This window comes from Mesorhizobium sp. M0011, assembly GCF_040324155.1.
Classification (GTDB): domain Bacteria; phylum Pseudomonadota; class Alphaproteobacteria; order Rhizobiales; family Rhizobiaceae; genus Mesorhizobium.
This window is the reverse complement of sequence record NZ_JAMYVQ010000021.1, coordinates 43333-61741: the sequence shown is the minus strand read 5'-3', so window position 1 is coordinate 61741 and position 18409 is coordinate 43333. Positions and strand designations below refer to the sequence as shown.

General features: G+C 64.7%; 19 protein-coding genes. 10 read left to right on the top strand and 9 right to left on the bottom strand.

Annotated elements, in window-relative coordinates:
* Positions 1-48 precede the first annotated feature (48 nt).
* The 6 genes from NKK51_RS21915 to NKK51_RS21890 all read left to right on the top strand — a co-directional run bounded on the left by NKK51_RS21915 (position 49) and on the right by NKK51_RS21890 (position 7010).
* Complete coding sequence (locus tag NKK51_RS21915; RefSeq protein ID WP_352554551.1) at positions 49-1137, top strand: ABC transporter substrate-binding protein; 1089 nt, start codon at positions 49-51, stop codon at positions 1135-1137.
* A gap of 95 nt (positions 1138-1232) precedes the next feature.
* Positions 1233-2072 carry an ATP-binding cassette domain-containing protein gene (locus NKK51_RS21910; protein ID WP_352554550.1) on the top strand — a complete coding sequence of 280 codons (840 nt, stop codon included), beginning with the start codon at positions 1233-1235 and terminating at the stop codon, positions 2070-2072.
* Positions 2069-3328, top strand: coding sequence for a sugar ABC transporter permease (locus tag NKK51_RS21905; RefSeq protein WP_352554549.1), 1260 nt, complete (start codon positions 2069-2071; stop codon positions 3326-3328). The genes NKK51_RS21910 and NKK51_RS21905 overlap by 4 nt, the downstream gene beginning before the upstream one ends.
* A gap of 22 nt (positions 3329-3350) precedes the next feature.
* Positions 3351-4079, top strand: coding sequence for an SDR family oxidoreductase (locus NKK51_RS21900; protein WP_031214035.1), 729 nt, complete (start codon positions 3351-3353; stop codon positions 4077-4079).
* A 160-nt stretch (positions 4080-4239) separates the two neighbouring features.
* Positions 4240-5841 (top strand): FGGY-family carbohydrate kinase, encoded by a 1602-nt coding sequence (locus NKK51_RS21895; RefSeq protein ID WP_352554548.1) that lies wholly within the window; start codon positions 4240-4242, stop codon positions 5839-5841.
* Positions 5842-5981: 140 nt separating this feature from the next.
* Positions 5982-7010 (top strand): cupin domain-containing protein, encoded by a 1029-nt coding sequence (locus NKK51_RS21890; protein WP_352554547.1) that lies wholly within the window; start codon positions 5982-5984, stop codon positions 7008-7010.
* A gap of 18 nt (positions 7011-7028) precedes the next feature.
* Here NKK51_RS21890 and dinB read toward each other — a convergent pair whose 3' ends face one another.
* Together dinB and NKK51_RS21880 are read right to left on the bottom strand one after the other, a co-directional pair.
* Positions 7029-8276 (bottom strand): DNA polymerase IV, encoded by a 1248-nt coding sequence (gene dinB / locus NKK51_RS21885; RefSeq protein WP_352554546.1) that lies wholly within the window; start codon positions 8274-8276, stop codon positions 7029-7031.
* Positions 8277-8396: 120 nt separating this feature from the next.
* Positions 8397-8813, bottom strand: a complete 417-nt coding sequence (locus NKK51_RS21880; RefSeq protein WP_352554545.1) for a winged helix-turn-helix transcriptional regulator — start codon at positions 8811-8813, stop codon at positions 8397-8399.
* A 146-nt stretch (positions 8814-8959) separates the two neighbouring features.
* On the opposite strand from NKK51_RS21880, the gene NKK51_RS21875 reads away from it, so the two are divergent.
* Positions 8960-9559 (top strand): dihydrofolate reductase family protein, encoded by a 600-nt coding sequence (locus NKK51_RS21875; protein WP_352554544.1) that lies wholly within the window; start codon positions 8960-8962, stop codon positions 9557-9559.
* Positions 9560-9583: 24 nt separating this feature from the next.
* Here NKK51_RS21875 and NKK51_RS21870 read toward each other — a convergent pair whose 3' ends face one another.
* The 5 genes from NKK51_RS21870 to NKK51_RS21850 form a co-directional block, all read right to left on the bottom strand.
* Positions 9584-10327, bottom strand: a complete 744-nt coding sequence (locus tag NKK51_RS21870; RefSeq protein ID WP_352554543.1) for a 2OG-Fe(II) oxygenase — start codon at positions 10325-10327, stop codon at positions 9584-9586.
* A complete protein-coding gene (locus tag NKK51_RS21865) occupies positions 10324-10866 on the bottom strand; it encodes a methylated-DNA--[protein]-cysteine S-methyltransferase (RefSeq protein ID WP_352554542.1) in 543 nt (180 codons plus the stop codon). Before NKK51_RS21865 ends, NKK51_RS21870 begins: the two co-directional genes overlap by 4 nt.
* Positions 10867-10969: 103 nt before the next feature.
* On the bottom strand, positions 10970-11197 hold the full coding sequence (locus NKK51_RS21860; protein WP_128306026.1) for a hypothetical protein: 228 nt from the start codon (positions 11195-11197) through the stop codon (positions 10970-10972).
* A 12-nt stretch (positions 11198-11209) separates the two neighbouring features.
* Complete coding sequence (ada, locus tag NKK51_RS21855) at positions 11210-12322, bottom strand: bifunctional DNA-binding transcriptional regulator/O6-methylguanine-DNA methyltransferase Ada (RefSeq protein WP_352554589.1); 1113 nt, start codon at positions 12320-12322, stop codon at positions 11210-11212.
* A 63-nt stretch (positions 12323-12385) separates the two neighbouring features.
* Positions 12386-13078 (bottom strand): winged helix-turn-helix transcriptional regulator, encoded by a 693-nt coding sequence (locus NKK51_RS21850; RefSeq protein WP_352554541.1) that lies wholly within the window; start codon positions 13076-13078, stop codon positions 12386-12388.
* A gap of 176 nt (positions 13079-13254) precedes the next feature.
* Here NKK51_RS21850 and NKK51_RS21845 point away from each other — a divergent pair, with 176 nt between their 5' ends.
* Both NKK51_RS21845 and NKK51_RS21840 read left to right on the top strand, forming a co-directional pair.
* Positions 13255-13581, top strand: a complete 327-nt coding sequence (locus tag NKK51_RS21845; RefSeq protein ID WP_023813864.1) for a DUF1330 domain-containing protein — start codon at positions 13255-13257, stop codon at positions 13579-13581.
* Between the two features lie 162 nt (positions 13582-13743).
* Positions 13744-14244, top strand: a complete 501-nt coding sequence (locus NKK51_RS21840; RefSeq protein ID WP_128306024.1) for a hypothetical protein — start codon at positions 13744-13746, stop codon at positions 14242-14244.
* Between the two features lie 143 nt (positions 14245-14387).
* Here NKK51_RS21840 and NKK51_RS21835 read toward each other — a convergent pair whose 3' ends face one another.
* Positions 14388-15455 (bottom strand): phosphatase PAP2 family protein, encoded by a 1068-nt coding sequence (locus NKK51_RS21835; protein ID WP_352554540.1) that lies wholly within the window; start codon positions 15453-15455, stop codon positions 14388-14390.
* A 399-nt stretch (positions 15456-15854) separates the two neighbouring features.
* On the opposite strand from NKK51_RS21835, the gene NKK51_RS21830 reads away from it, so the two are divergent.
* Positions 15855-17972, top strand: coding sequence for an EAL domain-containing protein (locus tag NKK51_RS21830; RefSeq protein ID WP_352554539.1), 2118 nt, complete (start codon positions 15855-15857; stop codon positions 17970-17972).
* A 54-nt stretch (positions 17973-18026) separates the two neighbouring features.
* Here the strand turns inward: NKK51_RS21830 and NKK51_RS21825 are convergent, their stop codons facing one another.
* A complete protein-coding gene (locus NKK51_RS21825; RefSeq protein ID WP_023813860.1) occupies positions 18027-18221 on the bottom strand; it encodes a hypothetical protein in 195 nt (64 codons plus the stop codon).
* Positions 18222-18409: the final 188 nt, after the last annotated feature.

Genomic DNA, 18409 nt, shown 5'->3' with positions numbered 1-18409 from the left:
GCAGTCAACGACCTTCTTACAACCATATCCAAAAACGGAGAAGACCGAATGACCAAACTTTCAATTTCATTAAAGTCCGCTGGGAAGTCCGCCGCCATGGCAGCCCTTGCGCTGTCGCTGCTGGCCGGCACCGCCGCGATCGCCAGGGCCGCCGAAGTCACCGACGCCACCGTCGCCTTCCTGATGCCCGACCAGGCCTCGACCCGCTACGAGCAGCATGATTATCCCGGCTTCGCCGCCGAGATGAAGAAGCTGTGCCCGGGCTGCAAGGTGCTCTACCAGAATGCCGATGCCGACGCCTCGCGCCAGCAGCAGCAGTTCAACTCGGTGATCTCGCAGGGCGCCAAGGCGATCGTGCTCGACCCGGTCGACTCGACCGCCGCCGCCTCGCTGGTCAAGCTGGCGCAGAGCCAGGGCATCAAGGTCATCGCCTACGACCGGCCGATCCCGACTGCGCCGGCCGATTTCTATGTGTCGTTCAACAATGAAGGCATCGGCAAGGCCATCGCCGACTCGCTGGTCGAGCACCTGAAGGCGCTGAAGGTCGATCCGGCCAGCGGCGGTGTGCTGCAGATCAACGGCTCGCCGACCGATGCGGCGGCCGGCCTGATCAAGAAGGGCATCCATGCCGGCCTTGACAACAGCGGCTACAAGATCCTGGCCGAATACGACACGCCGGAATGGGCGCCGCCGAAGGCGCAGCAATGGGCCGGCGGCCAGATCACCCGCTTCGGACCAAAAATCCTCGGCGTCGTCGCCGCCAATGACGGCACCGGTGGCGGCGCCATCGCCGCCTTCAAGGCGGCCGGCGTCGATCCGGTGCCGCCGGTGACCGGCAATGACGCGACGATCGCGGCACTGCAGCTGATCATCGCCGGCGACCAGTACAACACCATCTCCAAGCCGAGCGAGATCGTGGCGGCGGCCGCCGCCAACATCGCCATCAAGCTGCTTTCGGGCGAAACGCCGAAGGCCGAGATGACGCTGTACGACACGCCCTCGCAGCTGTTCACGCCGGCCGTGGTGACGCAGGAAAACCTGAAGGCCGAGATCATCGACAAGAAGATCAACACTGCGGCTGAACTCTGCGTCGATCGTTATGCGGAAGGCTGCAAGAAGCTGGGCATCGGGAACTGACCGCGACCCTTGCCCGCTCCGCTGCCTGGCCGCCCACGCGGTGGCCAGGCAGCGCTCATCCGACATTTTGAACCGGTTTTGAAAGGCTTCCTGGCATGATCGATACCCCGGACGAACCGGTTCCGGCAGGCGAGCTGGTGCTCAGCCTGCGCGGCGTTTCGAAGAATTTCGGCGCCGTTTCAGCGCTCACCGACATCGATCTCGATGTCCATGCTGGGGAGGTGGTGGCGCTGGTCGGCGACAATGGCGCCGGCAAGTCGACCCTGGTCAAGATCCTGGCCGGCGTGCATCAGCCGAGCTCAGGCACGATCAGTTTTCGCGGCAAGCAGGTGACGCTTGCAGATCCGAGTGCGGCGCTGACGCTCGGCATAGCCACCGTGTTCCAGGACCTGGCGCTGTGCGAGAACCTCGACATCGTCGCCAACATCTTTCTCGGCCGTGAGCTCAACCCGCTGCGCCTGGACGAGGTGGCGATGGAGGTGCGCGCCTGGACGTTGCTCAACGAGCTTTCGGCGCGCATCCCCAGTGTCCGCGAAGTCGTCGCGTCGCTGTCGGGCGGCCAGCGCCAGACGGTGGCGATCGCCCGCTCGCTGCTGCTCGAACCCAAGCTCATCCTGCTTGACGAGCCGACGGCGGCGCTAGGCGTGGCACAGACGGCGGAAGTGCTCAACCTGATCGAGCGGGTGCGCGACCGCGGCCTCGGCGTCGTCATCATCAGCCACAATATGGAAGACGTGCGCGCCGTCGCCGACCGCATCGTCGTGCTGCGGCTTGGCCGCAACAACGGCATCTTCTCGCCCGACGCCTCGAACCAGGAACTTGTCAGCGCCATCACCGGCGCGTCGAACAATTCGGTGTCACGGCGCGCCGAGCGCAAGCAGTCGCGACAGGATCAAACCACCCTGCAAGATCAAAAAGGGGAGCCACGCCCATGAGCCGTGAAGCCGAACAGGCGGCCTCCGTGCCGCCGCAGCTCGACCGCGCCGATGTGCGCGTCAAGCATGAGGCGGGGCTCGGCGGCGCCATCCGTAGGTTCTTCGACCGGGTCCGCTCGGGCGATCTCGGCTCGCTGCCGGTGATCGTCGGGCTGGTCATCATCTGGACGGTGTTCGCCAGCATCAACCCGATCTTCCTGTCGAGCAGCAATCTGGTCAATCTGCTGTTCGATTGCTCCACCGTCGGCGTCATTGCGCTCGGCATCGTCTGCGTTTTGATGGTCGGCGAGATCGACCTGTCTGTCGGTTCGATCAGCGGCTTTGCCTCGGCGATGGTCGGCACGCTGTGGGTCAATCAGGGCTGGCCGGTGGCGCTCGCCATCCTCGCCGCTGTGGCCGTCGGCGGCTTCATCGGCGCGCTCTATGCGCTGCTGTTCAATCGGCTCGGCATGCCGAGTTTCGTTTCGACGCTTGCCGGCCTGCTGGCGGTGCTCGGCCTGCAGCTCTATATCCTCGGCTCGACCGGCTCGATCAATCTGCCCTATGGCTCGAACCTGGTGAATTTCGGCCAGCTGCTGATGATGCCGAAGTTTGTTTCGTTCGCTCTGGCGGCCGTGCCCGGCATCGTCATGCTGGTCACCGGCCTGCGCACCGTCGCGCGCCGCCGCGCCGCCAATCTGTCGGCGCCGTCGACCGGCGGGCTCGTCACGCGCGCGGTGGTGATCACGGTCATCCTCGAACTCATCGTCTTCTATCTCAACCAGGCGCGCGGCATTCCGTGGATGTTCGGCCTGTTCGTCGGCCTGGTCATATCAATGCATTACGCGCTGACGCGGACCAAATGGGGCCGCTCGATGTCGGCGGTTGGCGGCAACCGCGAGGCGGCGAGGCGCGCCGGCATCAATGTGCGACTGATCTATTCGAGCGCCTTCGTGCTGTGCTCGATGCTGGCCGCTTTCGGCGGCGTGCTGTCGGCGGCCCGCCTTGCCTCGGCCAGCCAGCAGGCCGGCACCGGCGACGTGAACCTCAACGCCATCGCGGCGGCGGTCATTGGCGGCACCAGCCTGTTCGGCGGCCGCGGCAGCGCCTATTCGGCACTGCTCGGCATCATCGTCATCCAGTCGATCGCCAGCGGCCTGACGCTGCTCGATCTGTCCTCGTCGCTTCGGTACATGATCACCGGCGCCGTGCTTGCCATCGCGGTCATCGTCGACTCGCTGGCACGCCGCTCGCGTGTCTCGCATGGCCGGGCCTGAACCCATCAACAGGAAGCAAGACATGAGCGAAGAACTGTCCGGAAAAGTTGCCGCCGTCACCGGCGCGGCATCAGGCATCGGCCTCGAATGCGCCAGGCACATGCTGGCGGCCGGCGCCACAGTGGTGCTGGTCGACCGTGCCGAGGCGACGCTGAACAAACTGTGCGCCGAGCTCGGTTCGAAGGCGATCCCGTTGGTGATCGACCTGATGCAGCCGGCAAGCGTCGCCACCATGATGCCGCAGATTCTGGAGAAAGCCGGCCAGCTCGACATCTTCCATGCCAATGCCGGCGCCTATGTCGGCGGCGAGGTAGCGACCGGCGATCCCGACGCCTGGGACCGGATGCTCAACCTCAACATCAATGCCTGCTTCCGCTCGATCCAGGCGGTGCTGCCGCACATGATCGAACGCAAGACCGGCGACATCATCGTCACCAGTTCGATCGCCGGTCTGGTCCCGGTGGTCTGGGAGCCGATCTACACGGCTTCCAAGCACGCGGTGCAGGCCTTCGTCCACACGGTGCGCCGCCAGGTCGCCAAGCACGGCCTGCGCGTCGGTGCGGTGGCGCCGGGTCCGGTGGTGACGGCGCTGGTCGACGACTGGCCGAAGGCCAAGCTCGAAGAGGAACTCGCCGCCGGCGGCCTGATGCAGCCGCGCGAAGTGGCCGAAGCGGTGATGTTCATGCTGACCCGCCCGCGCAACGTGACGATCCGGGATTTGGTGATTTTGCCGCAGAGCAATGATTTGTGAGGCAGTAGGCAATGGGGAATAGGCAATAGGCAATAGGCAATAGGAAGATGTAGACACAGTCTTACAGGCCCCGCTCAAAAGTGCTTCGCGCGTCCTATCCTACTAACTAATCGCTTACTGCCTACTGCCTATCCCCTATTCCCTGAACCGGAGGTTCCTCATGCCCCATTATCTCGGCATCGATGTCGGCACCGGCAGCGCGCGGGCCGGGGTGTTCGACCACACCGGCACCTTGCTCGCCTCGGCCAAGCGGGACATCGAGGTCTGGCGCGAGGCCGGCGACATTGTCGAGCAGTCGAGCAACGACATCTGGCGGGCGGTGTGCGCGGCCACGCGGGAAGCGGTCGCTCAATCGGGCGTGGCAGCTGAGGCCATCGCCGGCATCGGGTTCGACGCCACTTGTTCGCTGGTGGTGCTGGGCGAGGGCGGCGTGCCGCTGCCGGTAAGCAAGTCCGGCAATTCGGAACGCAACATCATCGTCTGGATGGATCACCGCGCGGTCGAGCAGACGCGCCGCATCAACCGCAGCGGCGAGGCGGTGCTGAACTATGTCGGCGGCGTCATCTCGCCGGAAATGGAAACGCCGAAACTCCTTTGGCTGGCCGAAAACCTGCCCGACACGTTCAACGCCGCCTGGCAGTTCATGGACCTCGCCGATTTCCTCACCTGGCGCGCGACCGGCAGCCTTGCCCGCTCGGTCTGCACGGTGACTTGCAAATGGACCTATCTGGCGCATGAAAGCCGCTGGGACGAGGCCTATTTCCGCACCATCGGACTAGGGAGCCTGGCCGACGAGGGGTTCGCGCGCATCGGCACGCAGATCGTGCCGGCGGGTGCCGCGCTCGGCGGCGGACTGACCGCGCAGGCGGCATCGGATCTGGGCCTGCGCCCCGGCACGGCCGTGGCGGCGGGGCTGATCGACGCGCATGCCGGCGGCGTCGGTACGGTCGGCGCGCGCGGCGCGTTCGGCAGCGTTCTGTCGCGCATGGCCTATGTCTTCGGCACCTCAGCCTGCACCATGTCGTCGACCGCCGAGCCGGCCTTCGTCGACGGCGTCTGGGGTCCGTATTTCTCGGCCATGGTGCCGGGCCTGTGGCTGAACGAGGGCGGCCAATCTGCGGCGGGTGCGGCCATCGACCATCTAGTGCGCATGCATCCGGCGGCCGGCGAAGCGACCGCCAAGGCGCAGGCCGAGGGGCTCAGCCTCAGCGCCTGGCTGTCGCTGCAGGCGCAGAGCCGCAACGGGGCAGCGGCGACGCCGGCCTTGGTCGGCGGCATCCATGTCGTGCCGGAATTCCTTGGCAACCGCGCGCCTTTCGCCGACCCGGACGCACGCGCGCTGATCGCCGGGCTCGATCTCGACACCAGCCTCGACAGCCTGGTCGGGCTCTATGTCGCCGGGGTCTGCGGGCTGGGCTATGGCGCGCGCCAGATCGTGCGGGCCGAGCATGACAAAGGCATTGCCGTCGACACCATCGTCATCAGTGGCGGCGCCGGGCAAAGTCCGCTGGTGCGCCAGCTGCTTGCCGACACGACAGGCATGGTGGTGGTGGCGTCGACTTCGCCGGAACCGGTGCTGCTCGGCTCGGCGATGCTGGGCGCCGTCGCCGCCGGGACCTACAAGGATGTGGCGGCGGCAATGGCCGGCATGTCGGAACTCGGCGAGGTCTATCATCCCGACGCTACGCTGGCCGGCTGGCACGCGAAGCGCTTCGCGGCGTTCGAGCTGCTGCAGCAGGCCGGCAGGGCCATCCGAGGCTGAAGCGAGCGGCTCCTGTCGGGCTCTGTCAGGAGCGTGGCGAACACCGCTTGGCGATGATGCCGGAAGCTGGCAGCTTTGTTCTGTCGTAGACCCTCCTGCGGCTTGCGACGAGGGCAGGGCGACAGGATCAGGAGGCCCCAATGGCTGACGAGAAAGCGCCCGTGCCATTCGCATCGGATGAGGTGCCGTGGACGGAATGGTCCGATGTGCCGCGCTTCGGCGTGCGCTATCGGCATTTGTCGCTGGCCGCGCTTGGCGAAAACTACCATGTCGGCGTGGCGATCGAGGAGTTGCCGGCGGGCAAGCAGACTTCGCCGGCGCATTACCATATTTTCGAGGAAGAGCATGTCTTCATCCTCGAGGGGATGCTTACCGCGCATGTCGGCGACGCCGCCTACGCCATGAAGGCCGGCGACTACATCTGCTTTCCGGCAGGTGCAGCGGCGGGGCATTGCCTCATCAACACCAGCGACGCACCCTGCCGCTACGTCCTCGTCGGCGAGCGCAACCCGAACGACGTTGTCGTCTACACCGCCTCCAACAAGGTGCTGGTGCGCGCCTTGGGCAGCCGCGCGATCTTCGATCTGGCGGCGACCCGAACCTACTGGGACGGCGAGGACACCGGCCTTGCCGCCGGCGACCCGTTGCCGCCGGATGTAACGACCGGTGTCACCAAACCCCCGGCCGCGCCGATCCCGCCGATCGTCAGCGATGCCATCGAATGGAAAGTCGAGGGTGACGGCCCGCGGTTCGGCGGCCGCTCCAGGCATCTGACCTATGCCGCTCTGGGACCGTCCGATTATCACGTCGGCATGCTGATCGAGGCGCCGGCGCCCGGCATGCGTCTGGCGCCCAGGCACTACCACATGCTCGAAGAGGAGCATGCGCTGATCCTGGAAGGGCAGGTGACGCTGCTGCTTGGCGAGGAGCGCCACGAGATGAAGGCCGGCGATTATGTCTGCTTTCCCGCCGGCCTGGCGGTCGGGCATTCCTTCCTCAACAGCGGTACGGAACCGTGCCGCTATCTGATGATCGGCGAGAAAAATCCCAACGAGGTCTGCGTCTATCCCGATTCCAACAAGATGGCGGTCGACGCCTTGCGCCGGCGCGACAGCATTTTCGACATGGCTGCAGTGAGGCGATACTGGGATGGCGAGGAGACGAAATAGCGCCCGGCGGTCCCGGGTTCACAGTTCCTTCTCCGCCAGCTTCCTGAATTCGTCGGGCACCGAGCGCGCCGCTTCCAGTGCCACCGTGCCGTAGCCGACCGCCTGTTTGCCGAAGCGTTCGCGGATCTTGTCGATGGCGCGGTCGGCGTCGAAGCGTGCCAGGCCTTTCCTGGTGCCGGGCCTCTGCTTCTCGTCGGCGAGATCGAGCGGCAGTTCGAGCTGTAATTCGAAGCTTTCCTCGAGATGCGAGACCGAGATCGCCAGCAGCGAGATCGTTCTCTCGTGGGGGTTGTCGGCAAGCACCCCGCGCACCAGATCGCCGGCGATCTCGGCCAGCATCGCGGTCGCCGAGATCGGCTGGTCAAGCGTGATCGAGCGGGTGACCGCGCTGAAATCGGCAAAGCGCACGCGCACTGTCACCGTGCGGCCGGGCCGCGCCTTGGCGCGCAGCCGGCTGGCGACGCGGTCGGCCAGATGCAGCAGAGTCGGTACGATGATCCGTGCCATTGCGGGTTTTTGGCCCAGCGCCGATTGGGCGCCGGCCGAACGCGCGCGGCGATGCGTTTCGAGCTTTCGCGGGTCGCGGTTCCATGACAGCGCGGCGAGCTTTTCGCCGGCGGCGGGACCGAGCAGCCGCGTCAGCGCGCCGCTGTGCGTCCTGGCCAGCTGGCCGATGGTCTCGACGCCGATTTCCGCCAGCCGCGCCCTGGTCGCCGGGCCGACGCCCCACATCAGCCCGACCGGCAGGTCGTGCAGGAAAGCGAGCTCGCTGCCGGGGTCGACCACCACCAGCCCGTCGGGTTTTGCCACCTGAGAGGCGATCTTGGCCAGATGCTTGGTGCGCGCCACGCCGATCGAGATCGGCAGGCCGAGTTCGGCTCGCACGCGGCGGCGGATGGTCGCCGCGATCTCTTGGGGCGAGCCGAACAGATGCGTGCAGCCGGCGACATCGGCAAAGGCCTCGTCGATGGAGATGCGCTCGACCACCGGGGTAAAATCGTCGAGCACCTTGATCGCCGCGTCGCCCAGTCGCTGGTAATGGCTGAAATTACCGCCGACGAAGATCAGATGCGGGCAGAGTTCGCGCGCCTTGCGCCCGGGCATGCCGCCGCGCACGCCAAAGGCGCGGGCCTCGTAGGAAGCGGCGAGCACGACGCCGCCGCCCACCGCGATCGGCTTGCCGCGCAGCGATGGATCGAGCAACTGCTCGACCGAGGCGTAGAAAGCGTCGAGATCGGCATGCAGGATGGTGGCTGACGTTTCCATCGACCGCACATCCGCAGTTGCTGATAGATTGGAACAAATAAAGAACAAAGATGGATCATTGTCAAGGGAAGGGCGATTTGTGCGGCAACAGCCATGCCGGTTCGGCCTGAACGCAACCGCCTAGACAATATGCTCCGCTCGCAGCGCCGCTTTCATCTTTTCCAGCGCCGCTTCGCCGCCTGCCACCAGTTCGTCGGCAATCCTGGCCAGCTTGTCGTCGGCCTTGCGGTGCTTGCTGCCCCAGGCGCCGAGCGTCGCCAGCACCGGCAAGAGGTCGATGCCTGCCTCGGTCAGCCGGTAGACCGTTCTCAAGCCATGCGTCGGGTCGTCGCTTCGGGTGAGGATGCCTTCCTCCTGAAGCGTTTGCAGCCGCTCGGCCAACGAGCGCGAGGAGATGCCTTCGTCGGATTGCAGGAATTCGCGAAAGTGCTTTTTCCCGGCGAAGACCATGTCGCGGATGATGAGCAGCGTCCAGCGGTCGCCGATCAGTTCGAGCGACAGGTTGATCGGGCAGCCGGATTTTTCGCGCGTCGACATCTATGGTTCCATTTTTAAATCACTTTACTATTGATACTGTTCTCGTCCTATGTCAATGGTTCCAAATGTAAACCATTTAACACTGACCATGCTGCCCCGCAATTTCGCCTGCACGCTTTGAGCCGGACAAGACGAGGAGAACGACGATGAAAAAACTGATCCTTCAGATGCAGATGTCGGTCGACGGCTTTGTCGGCGCCAATGAGGACCATGCCTGGCAGCTCTGGGAATGGGGTGACGAGGGCGCCTGGGACGACGAGTTGAAGCAGGACTTCAACGCCGTCTTCGCCGGCATCGACACCATCCTGCTCAGCCGCAAGATGGCGCAGGAGGGCTATCTCACCCATTGGGGCAATGCGGCGAAGAAGTTTCCGCGCGATCCGTTCTACGCCTTTGCGCAGCGCATCGTCGACTCCCGCAAGGTGGTGCTGAGCGACAAGCTCAAGCAATCGGCCTGGGAGCCGGCTTGGGAGCGCACGAGGGTGGCCAGCGGCGACCTGCCGCGCGAAGTCAATGCGCTGAAGGCGGGCGAGGGTGGCGACATGGCCGTGTTCGGCGGCGCCGGTTTCGCGTCGGCGCTGATCGCGGCCGGGCTGGTCGACGAGTTCCAACTGTTCATCAATCCAGCGGTGCTGGGTGCAGGACGCCGGATTTTCGACCAGGGCGGTTTTAGAAAGCTGCGCCTGCTCGGCTCGAAGGCCTATGACTGCGGCATGGTAGTCAACCGCTATGCCCCGGTGGGGTGAGGGGGACCTCCATCTTCTCCCTGCTCACTTCGCATCGTGAAAAATGATCCCGACCGTGTGGCGCATGCCTGAGCGCAGCCGGCTGACGCCATGGCGCAGGTTGACCCGGTAGTTGCCTTTGGTGCCCTGCACCGGCCGGTTGTGGACGGCGAAGACAACGGCGTCGCCCTGGCGCAGCGGCACCACTTCGACCCGGCTCTGCATGCGCGGGCGCTGCTCGGTCAGCGCGAACTCGCCGCCATTGAAATCCCGGCCCGGTTCGGAGAGCAGGATCGCCACCTGCAGCGGAAAGGCGAGGTCGCCATAGAGATCCTGGTGCAGGCAGTTGAAGTCGCCAGGCACATATTGCAGCAGCAGCGGCGTCGGCCGTGTCTGGCCGGCGGCATGGCACTGATCGAGAAACGCGGCATGCGTCGCGGGATAACGCATGGCCTGCCCCATGCGCTCGTTCCACCGATTGGCGACCTCGGCCAGCCTGGGATAGAGCGCGCTGCGCAGGCCACCCAGGAGGTCGGGCAAGGGATAGCGGAAATAGCGGTACTCGCCCTTGCCGAAGCCATGCCTGGCCATATGAATGTGGCTGCGGAAATGCTCTTCGTTGGGATAGAGGCCCGCGATCTGCCGGCATTCTTCGGGCGAGAGCAATTTCTCGATCACCGCGCAGCCGAAGCCGTCGAGTTCGGCAGCAAGGGCGGGCCAGTCGTAATCGGCGATGCGCGTCCCGGCGGCTTCGATCACCGATCTGGCAATTTTGGCATGGGCATTCATATCGTAGCCTCCTTGTCGAGCAGGGCGCGTTTGCGTTCGACACCCCAGCGGTAACCGGCCAGTGAGCCGTCGGCGCGGACGACACGGTGGCAGGGAATGCCCAGCGCGATCGCGTTGGCCGCACAGGCGGTCGCCACGGCGCGGGCGCCATTCGGCTGGCCGAGGCGGCGAGCCAGTGCGGTGTAGCTGATGGTGGCGCCGCACGGGATGCTGCGCAGCACATCCCAAACCTGTTGCTGGAATGGCGTGCCGTGGCGCAGGTCGAGCCCGACGCTGGGCGTCTCGATGAAGCGCGCGATTGCCGCGAGATCGTCGCGCAAGGTGGCCTCGTCTTCGACCAGTACCTTGCCCGGGAAGCGATGGCCAAGGTCCTGCTCCAGCGCCTCTGCATCCGAGCCGATCAGGATGGCGCAGACGCCGATATCGCTGCGCGCGGCGAGGATGTTGCCGATCGGGGATTCGCCGATGGCATAGCTTATGGTGTCGAAGGCATTGGGGACGCTCGCCGGCGGCGCCATTTGGGTTTGCGTGAGGTTCATTGCGTTTACTCCTTTGTCTGTGCGTGAACCCTACAGAGACGGCTTCTCGCGCTCACTCCGGTGCTTGCTTTCAAATTCGAATTTCGAAGGTAGGTGAACCGTTCTACGCGACACGAGTAACAGCGACCTCGCCGAGCAAAAACACCTCACCCGTCAACAACCGCAGCTCGATCTCGCCGGCCGCGGTGCGGCTCCATTCGGCTCTGCCGTGATCGACCATCTCGCCAATGGCCGCCATCACCAGTAACTTCGAGCCTTCGGCGCGCCGGCTGTCGGCAGCTTGGGTCCGGCCGGTCGCATCGGTGGTGGGAGACCTTGCCATCGCGCGCATTGCCGGTCCTCGTCAGGCCCGCACCGACCGGTTGGCATTGTCGGACGCCGCCTCACGCTCCAGCAGTGCGCGCTTGCGCTCAACGCCCCAGGCGTAGCCGGACAGGGCGCCATCCTTGCGGATCACGCGATGGCAGGGGATGGCGACGGCATGATTGTTGGCGGCGCAAGCGGCGGCGATGGCGCGGGTTGCCGTCGGCGCGCCGATGCGCTGCGCGATCTCGGCATAGGAAACCGTGCGGCCGACCGGGATGTCTTGTAAAGCCTGCCAGACACGCTGCTGGAAGGCGGTGCCGCGCACGTCGAGCGGCAAATCGAGACCGAGCGCCGGAACCTCGACGAAACCGACGACGCGGGCGACCAGCGCCTCATAGTCACGGTCGCCGCCGATCAGCCGCGCGTTGGGGAAACGGTCCTGCAGGTCACGCACCAGCGCGTCGGGATCGTCGCCGAGCAGGATCGAGGCGACGCCTTTTTGGCTCGAGGCGACCAGGATGGTACCGAGCGAGGATTCGCCAACGGCAAAGCGGATTTCTTCATGGGCGCCGCCGGCCCGATAGCGCGTCGGCGTCATGCCGAGCATGCCGGTCGATTTCTCATAGAAACGCCCGCTCGAATTGAAGCCGGCATCGTAGATCGCTGTCGTCACGCTGGCGCCGTCTTCCAGGCCACGGCGGACCCTGGCGGCGCGGTGCGCGGCGGCATACTCCTTCGGCGTCAGCCCGGTGACGGCCTTGAAGATGCGGTGGAAATAGCCGGCGCTGAGGCCGGCGGCGTCCGCCAATTCAGCGAGCGACGGTTCTTCCTCGCTCTGCTCGATCCTGCGGCAGGCGTCGGCGACCATCGCGGCGTTGCCGGCCTCGAGCGATGGGCCATCCGGATTGCAGCGCCGGCACGGGCGAAAGCCGGTCGCCCTGGCCTGATCCAGCGTGCCGTGCAACTGCACATTCCTGGGGTTGGCGCGCCGCGACGGGCAGGAAGGCCGGCAATAGACACCGGTTGTCGCCACCGAATACCAGAACTCGCCGTCGGCCGATTTGTCGCGCGCGACGATGCGCGCCCAGCGCGGATCGTCGGCAACCGGCAGCGGCGTGGATTTGAGAATCTTGGCCAGGGTGACGAACATGGCCGCATTGAAGCCGCCAAAAGCCGGCCTCGCCACCCGTTTCCTGCCAAGAGCCCCACTCTCCTAAGCCGCGCGTTTGGGCTCCACCGCGAACGGGCTGAGCCCGAGCCAGGTCTGCATCTTCCTGCCAATGGCCTGGTCGCCGGTCAGGGCAACCTTGGCGCCGGCCTTCTCGACGGTCAGCAGTCCCATCCAGATCGCCGTCATGGTGTGCAGATCGGTCGAGACGTAAAGGTCGACGTCGAAGCCCGGATCGTACCAGCACAGATCGACCTCGCCGTGCTTCTCGACGATCAGCCACCACGACCGTTTGGACGCCGGTAGGTCCTGATACAGAAATTGTATCACCGTGCGGCCCTCGGGCAGCGGCGAGGGATTCAAATTGCGCCGCATGTCCCACATCAGCAACGACGGATCGAGGTTTTTCAGCGACAGCCGGGACTCGACCCATTTCTGTCCCCAGAAGCCCATCGCCTCGACGACGGGACGCAAATCCCGGCCGGCTTCCGTCAGCCGATATTCGAAGATGCCTCTCTCGCCCGGCACTTCCTTGCGCTCGATGATCCCCGCCAGTTCGAGCTCCTTCAGCCGTTGCGACAGAAGGGTCGGCGACATTTTCGGCACGCCGCGGCGCAGGTCGTTGAAGCGGGTCGAGCCCGCCACCAGCTCGCGCAGCAGCACCATCGTCCAGCGGGTGCAGAGCACCTCGGCTGCCATCGATAGCGGGCAGAATTGCTTGTATCCGTGCTGGGTCATGATTGGCGCCTCTCCCTCGAAACCAGGGCCGAATATTAGGCCTTCATGAATGAGCCGGCCAGTACGGAAACTGTACTACCCCAGTACAGATCGCGGACTGGTTGGCGAGGCCCTGCCATGCGAGCCCTTTGGCCGGTGCACGGGACACCCCTTGCGCCGCAACCAGGAGACTATCCATGACCGCATACGTTATCGCAGACATCAAGATAAACGACCCGCAATGGGTGCCGGCCTACGCAGCATCGGTGCATGACCTCGTCCACAAGCATGGCGGCAGATATCTGTCGCGCAGCGGCAATGTGAAAACGCTCGAAGGCAAGCCGCTCGACACCACGCTGATCGCCCTGATGGCGTTCCCCTCGGAAGCGGCGGCCCGCGCCTTCACCAACGATCCGGCCTATGCGCCCTTCGTTTCGGCCCGTCAGGGCGGCAGCGACAGCCGTTTCCAGATGATCGACAACACCGATCTGGCCGGAACGATCCCGTACCTGCCGAAGGGATGACCATTCCTGGCATCGTTTTCGGGATCTCCAAGCAACAACAGTCACAGCGCTTGCCTGCCGGGCCTCCGTATTTTCGGCGGCCAGCTGTGCTTTTTCAAGAAGAATGGAATGAAGATGATATCGAACTTTCTCAACAGGCCAAATTTTCGCTGCAGACTTGTCATGGCCGGGGCCATGCTGGCCGTCTGCACCAGCTTCGCACAGGCGCATCAGGAAGCGGCCGCGCTTGCGTCCGTCCCCAATCCGCTGGCTGACAAGGTGCGGGCTGCCAACAGCCGGTTTCTCGACGTCAAGGCCGCTACATCAGAGGGCTATGCGCCCATTCCCTGCGCCAGCGGCATCACCGGCGGCGCCATGGGCATCCACTATGTCAACGGCGGATATCTGAAGGACGACAAGATCGATATCGCCCGGCCTGAGGCCGTGATGTACGAGCCGATGGCCGACGGCACGCTGCAACTGGTGGCGGTCGAATACATCACCTCGAAGGGGCCGGCGTCGCTGGACGGACAGCTGTTCAATTTCAACAGCGCGCCCAACCGCTATGGCCTGGGCGAATTCTACGAACTGCATGTCTGGGCCTGGAAGGGCAACCCGACCGGCACTTTCGCCGACATGAACCCGAAAGTGTCATGCGAACACACGATGGCGCCGAGCCAGTAAGCAATGAAGCCAGGCGGCGTCAATGCCGCCTGGTCGCCCTCCGTGACAGTTGGCAGCTCCGGCCCAGCGGCCGCTTTCGGCGAGGAAAAGCCGGGGAGGTGCGTGCCGCTGGCGCTCCTCGCGGCGTCAGGCAGGTACGGTCTTTATGCCGCTTGATCCGGGATCGCCAATCCCACCTCGGCGGTATCCCGGCTCGCTTGCGGCAAGACGAAGCGTCCCGTCACGTACCAGAGCAGGGACACCACGAGAATCGAGAGATAGCCATCCACGGCATAGTGCCAGCCGGTGTAAACCGAACCGAACAGGATGAAGGCCGCGAAGGACCAGCCGGCGATTGCCCACCCGCGGCCGAATTGGGCCAGGAAGAATGCGTTGAGCGTGGCGATCGCAACATGCATGCTGGGCATGGCCGAGATGCCGCCGCCGAGTTCCGGGCGGCCACTCTGGTAGGCTGTAAACAGATAATCGGCGTACAGATGGACCGACGCGCCGTAGCCCTTCTGCGCCAGGGCGGCCTGCAGCGCGACAAACCGGTCGCCGCCGTAGATTTGGTCGTGGAATATCGGGCCGGCGGACGACAGCAGGGTCGCAAGAACGGTGCCGCACAGCATCGTGGTCAGCGCGAATGCCCATAGGTAGCGCAAACGCCCGACCGGATTGTTCCAGAAGGCGACGAAGAGCACGGCGCCGAACCATTGCAGAAGCCAGCCATATCCATAGCCGGCAAAAATGGCGACCGACACCGGTTCGGAAACGATGCTGTGCGCCCATGTCCAGGGATCGGCGCCATGCAGCCGAAGATCGAGGTCCGCCAGGCAGCGGTCGGCGTAGAACGGCACCATGTCCGGGATGGCGACCTTCAAGGTGGTGAATGCGGTGACGCCGAGAAAGAACAAGAAGATGACGGGTGCGGCTGCAAGCCAGCGGTGCCTGAGTACGCCGAGGATGAACCTCGTCGGCGCATGCCGGGCAAATGCCAGCCCCGCCACACCAAGGCCCGCCGCCAGAAGCGCGGGCAGGAAAAAGGCGAACGGCTTGGCATAGGATTGCGCCAGATGCAGGTAGCGGTCCGGCTGCAGGCAAACAGCGGTCACGGCATAGGTCAGACACAAGGCAACCAGCAGCCAGCCGCTCCTGGTTGTCGCGATGTCGAGGTCAAGGATGGCAGCTGGGCGGCGATTGTTGCCGTGCTGACCTGTGTGCTCACTCATCGAAGGACATCCCGCCAGTTGTCCAAAAAAAATAACTGGGTTATTTCGCAGGCGATATATTACCATCAGGTTACACTTGTGGGCAAATAGATCGCTAAATATTAGACCGATAGATGCTTGTTGGCAAAGAGTCTGTTTACGAAAGCGTTGCGCCGTCCTCTTTGTCTCTGCAACGCGATCATCGGCGCCCCCGATGATCCCGGGATCATCGGATTGGCCGATGACCTGGAGCCATGACTAGGAACATCCGGCCGACGCGAAACTCCGGTTCTTGCCGGCCAATCGAAGAGCAGAGGCGGCAGGCGGGGAGCCAACAAAGCAGCCCGCCATCGCCGCGGTAACTGTTTCTTCTCTGGTTTTGCCGCAGATTGCCCCGCGGTGGAGCAGGCGAAGCAGACGATGGCGCGTCAGGGCAAGAAAAGTCGCAATGGAACGTTCTGGGCCAAGGCCCTGGAGCGCGCCCATCTCGGCGTTTGGGACTGGGATCTTGTAACCGGCGACTGCTTCTATTCCGCGACCTGGGCGCGGATGCTGGGCTACGATGAGAGCGAACTTGCCGACACCAGCGACCTGTGGCTGCAACTGACCCATCCTGACGACCGCGAGCGGGCGCTGGCCAGCGGCGACCGCCACATTGCCGGCCTGACCGACGCCATCGAGACCGAATTGCGGCTGAAGCACAAGCAGGGACACTGGGTGTGGGTGCTCGATCGCGGCGGCGTCGTCGAGCGCGACGCGATGGGAAAGCCGCTCAGGCTGATGGGTGTGCAGACCGACATCTCCAAGCAGAAAGCCGCAGAAGCCGAACTCGAGCAGGTCAATGTGCGCTTCCGCCTGGCGCTCGCCGCCAGCGGTACCGGCATCTGGCACCACGACCTCGCCACCGGCAAAAGCTATTGGGACGAACGCACCAGGGAGATTTTCGGACTTGTCTCCGACACCGCCGAAGTCGAGCGCGACCACTGGTTCGGCTATCTGCATCCGGACGACAAGGAGGCCGCGTCGCGCGCACATCTGGTGCCGCTCGAAACGGACAAGGTCACCGCGGTGCAATACCGCATCGTCCGGCGCGACGGAGAGGTCCGGCACATAGAATCCCTGCTGCGTTTCATCGCCGACCCGCAAATCCCGGACCGCCGGCTGGCGGGGCAGATCCTGGGCACGGTGCGCGACATCACCGAAGACAAGCAGCGTGAGCAGGAGCTTGCCTATGCGGCCCGCCACGATGCGCTCACCGGTCTGTTGAACCGTGCCGCGTTCGACCGGCTGCTGGCCGATCACATCGCGGCCGCGCAGTTGCTGCCGCTTTCCGTGTTCTATGTCGATCTCGACTACTTCAAGGCGCTCAATGATTTTGCCGGCCATGCGGCCGGCGACCTGGCACTGAAAAGCGTTGCCCAAGGCATTCTGGGCTGCCTTCCCCCGACGGCGCATGCCGCGCGCCTGGGCGGTGACGAGTTCGCGCTGCTGATGCCCAATTGCGATACGGCGCAGGCCGGGCGGCTGGCCGACGCGGTACTTGCAGCCGTTCGCGATGCCGAACTAGGATCGACGGCCACGTCGCGCAAGCTGGCGGCCTCGATCGGCATCGCTTTCGTCGATGACGCCAACACGACGGTGGCCGACGCGCTGGCCTGCGCCGACGACGCCTGCTACGCGGCCAAGGCCGCCGGGCGAAACCGATTTGCCGTCTTCTCCACCGATACGGCATCGGGTTCGGGTGGCCTCAACGCGGCGCGCGTCGTCGCCGATACGGTCGATGCCATGGAAGACGGGAGGCTGAAGCTGTTTGGCCAGGAAATCCATCGGCTGGGCCGTCCCTGGCTGGAAAGCCGCCATGTCGAAGTGTTGGCCAGGCTCGCCGCCCGCAACGGCCGGCTGGTGCCACCCGGCGAGTTCATTCCGGTGGCCGAGCGGTTCGGCATCGCGTCGCGGCTCGACCGCTGGATCATCCGCACCGCGCTGTCGCGGCATGGTGCCGCCTTGCGTTCGGGGGCGTTGACGCTTGGCTTCAATCTGTCGGCGCAGACGCTGAGCGACCCGCAGCTTTGGGACTTCGTGGACAACGTCATAGAAGAAACCGGGGCGCCGTTTTCGGGCATCGGCTTCGAGATCACCGAAACCGCCGCCGTCACCAATTTCGACGCCGCCGAACAGTTTGTGCGCAAGGCGCGCGAGCGGCGCTGCCGGGTCAGCCTCGATGATTTCGGCGCTGGTATGAGCTCGTTCGAATATCTCCGGCGGTTCCCCGTCGACACGATCAAGATCGACGGTTCCTTCATCGAGCACATCACGCAAAGCCGTTTCGACCGCGAGATCGTGCTGGCCATCACCAGCATCGCCCGCAGCCTCGGCTGTGACGTGGTCGGTGAGAAGATCGAACGGCAGGAAACGCTGGCCATGTTGAGCGACATGGGCGTCGCCTTCGGCCAGGGATTTTTGCTGCACCGGCCGGAGCCGCTGGAGCGGATTGTCGTGCGTGCGACCAAGGGAGCGGCGGCCCGCAAGGCATCGTGATCCGGGTGCGGCGAGTTTCAGGCCAGGCCGGACTGACCTGAAACTCGCCACAGTCTATCCGGTTCGCCGCGCCGTTGATTGCGGAAACTCCAGCACTCCAGCCTCGGGTCGCCTGTGCTGCGCCTCCGTCACCGCTTCGATCAACAGATCGAGCGCTTCACAGGCCGTGCGACTCGTCTCGTCGTTGCCTTGCAGATAATGATAGGCGCGTTCGAGGTGGATGCGGGCGGCTGAAAAATCGCTGGTCAATGGTCCCTCCATGATCCCGCCCTAGAAGACCTTGCCGGAGACGAGGGAACGCCGGGTAAATATCCACAAGCGGCTTTTATTCAAATGCCGCCGAATGTTGCGGGGAGGCGCGCTGCCGATCCCCCGTGTGGGGGAGATGTCCAGCAGGACAGAGGGGGCGCTGTCCCGCCGACCTGAACAATCAGATT

Coding starts and splice junctions, on each gene's coding strand:
- NKK51_RS21915 (WP_352554551.1), top strand. CDS start 49: ATGACCAAACTTTCAATTTCATTAAAGTCCGCTGGGAAGTCCGCCGCC.
- NKK51_RS21910 (WP_352554550.1), top strand. CDS start 1,233: ATGATCGATACCCCGGACGAACCGGTTCCGGCAGGCGAGCTGGTGCTC.
- NKK51_RS21905 (WP_352554549.1), top strand. CDS start 2,069: ATGAGCCGTGAAGCCGAACAGGCGGCCTCCGTGCCGCCGCAGCTCGAC.
- NKK51_RS21900 (WP_031214035.1), top strand. CDS start 3,351: ATGAGCGAAGAACTGTCCGGAAAAGTTGCCGCCGTCACCGGCGCGGCA.
- NKK51_RS21895 (WP_352554548.1), top strand. CDS start 4,240: ATGCCCCATTATCTCGGCATCGATGTCGGCACCGGCAGCGCGCGGGCC.
- NKK51_RS21890 (WP_352554547.1), top strand. CDS start 5,982: ATGGCTGACGAGAAAGCGCCCGTGCCATTCGCATCGGATGAGGTGCCG.
- dinB (WP_352554546.1), bottom strand. CDS start 8,276: ATGGAAACGTCAGCCACCATCCTGCATGCCGATCTCGACGCTTTCTAC.
- NKK51_RS21880 (WP_352554545.1), bottom strand. CDS start 8,813: ATGTCGACGCGCGAAAAATCCGGCTGCCCGATCAACCTGTCGCTCGAA.
- NKK51_RS21875 (WP_352554544.1), top strand. CDS start 8,960: ATGAAAAAACTGATCCTTCAGATGCAGATGTCGGTCGACGGCTTTGTC.
- NKK51_RS21870 (WP_352554543.1), bottom strand. CDS start 10,327: ATGAATGCCCATGCCAAAATTGCCAGATCGGTGATCGAAGCCGCCGGG.
- NKK51_RS21865 (WP_352554542.1), bottom strand. CDS start 10,866: ATGAACCTCACGCAAACCCAAATGGCGCCGCCGGCGAGCGTCCCCAAT.
- NKK51_RS21860 (WP_128306026.1), bottom strand. CDS start 11,197: ATGCGCGCGATGGCAAGGTCTCCCACCACCGATGCGACCGGCCGGACC.
- ada (WP_352554589.1), bottom strand. CDS start 12,322: ATGTTCGTCACCCTGGCCAAGATTCTCAAATCCACGCCGCTGCCGGTT.
- NKK51_RS21850 (WP_352554541.1), bottom strand. CDS start 13,078: ATGACCCAGCACGGATACAAGCAATTCTGCCCGCTATCGATGGCAGCC.
- NKK51_RS21845 (WP_023813864.1), top strand. CDS start 13,255: ATGACCGCATACGTTATCGCAGACATCAAGATAAACGACCCGCAATGG.
- NKK51_RS21840 (WP_128306024.1), top strand. CDS start 13,744: ATGGCCGGGGCCATGCTGGCCGTCTGCACCAGCTTCGCACAGGCGCAT.
- NKK51_RS21835 (WP_352554540.1), bottom strand. CDS start 15,455: ATGAGTGAGCACACAGGTCAGCACGGCAACAATCGCCGCCCAGCTGCC.
- NKK51_RS21830 (WP_352554539.1), top strand. CDS start 15,855: ATGGCGCGTCAGGGCAAGAAAAGTCGCAATGGAACGTTCTGGGCCAAG.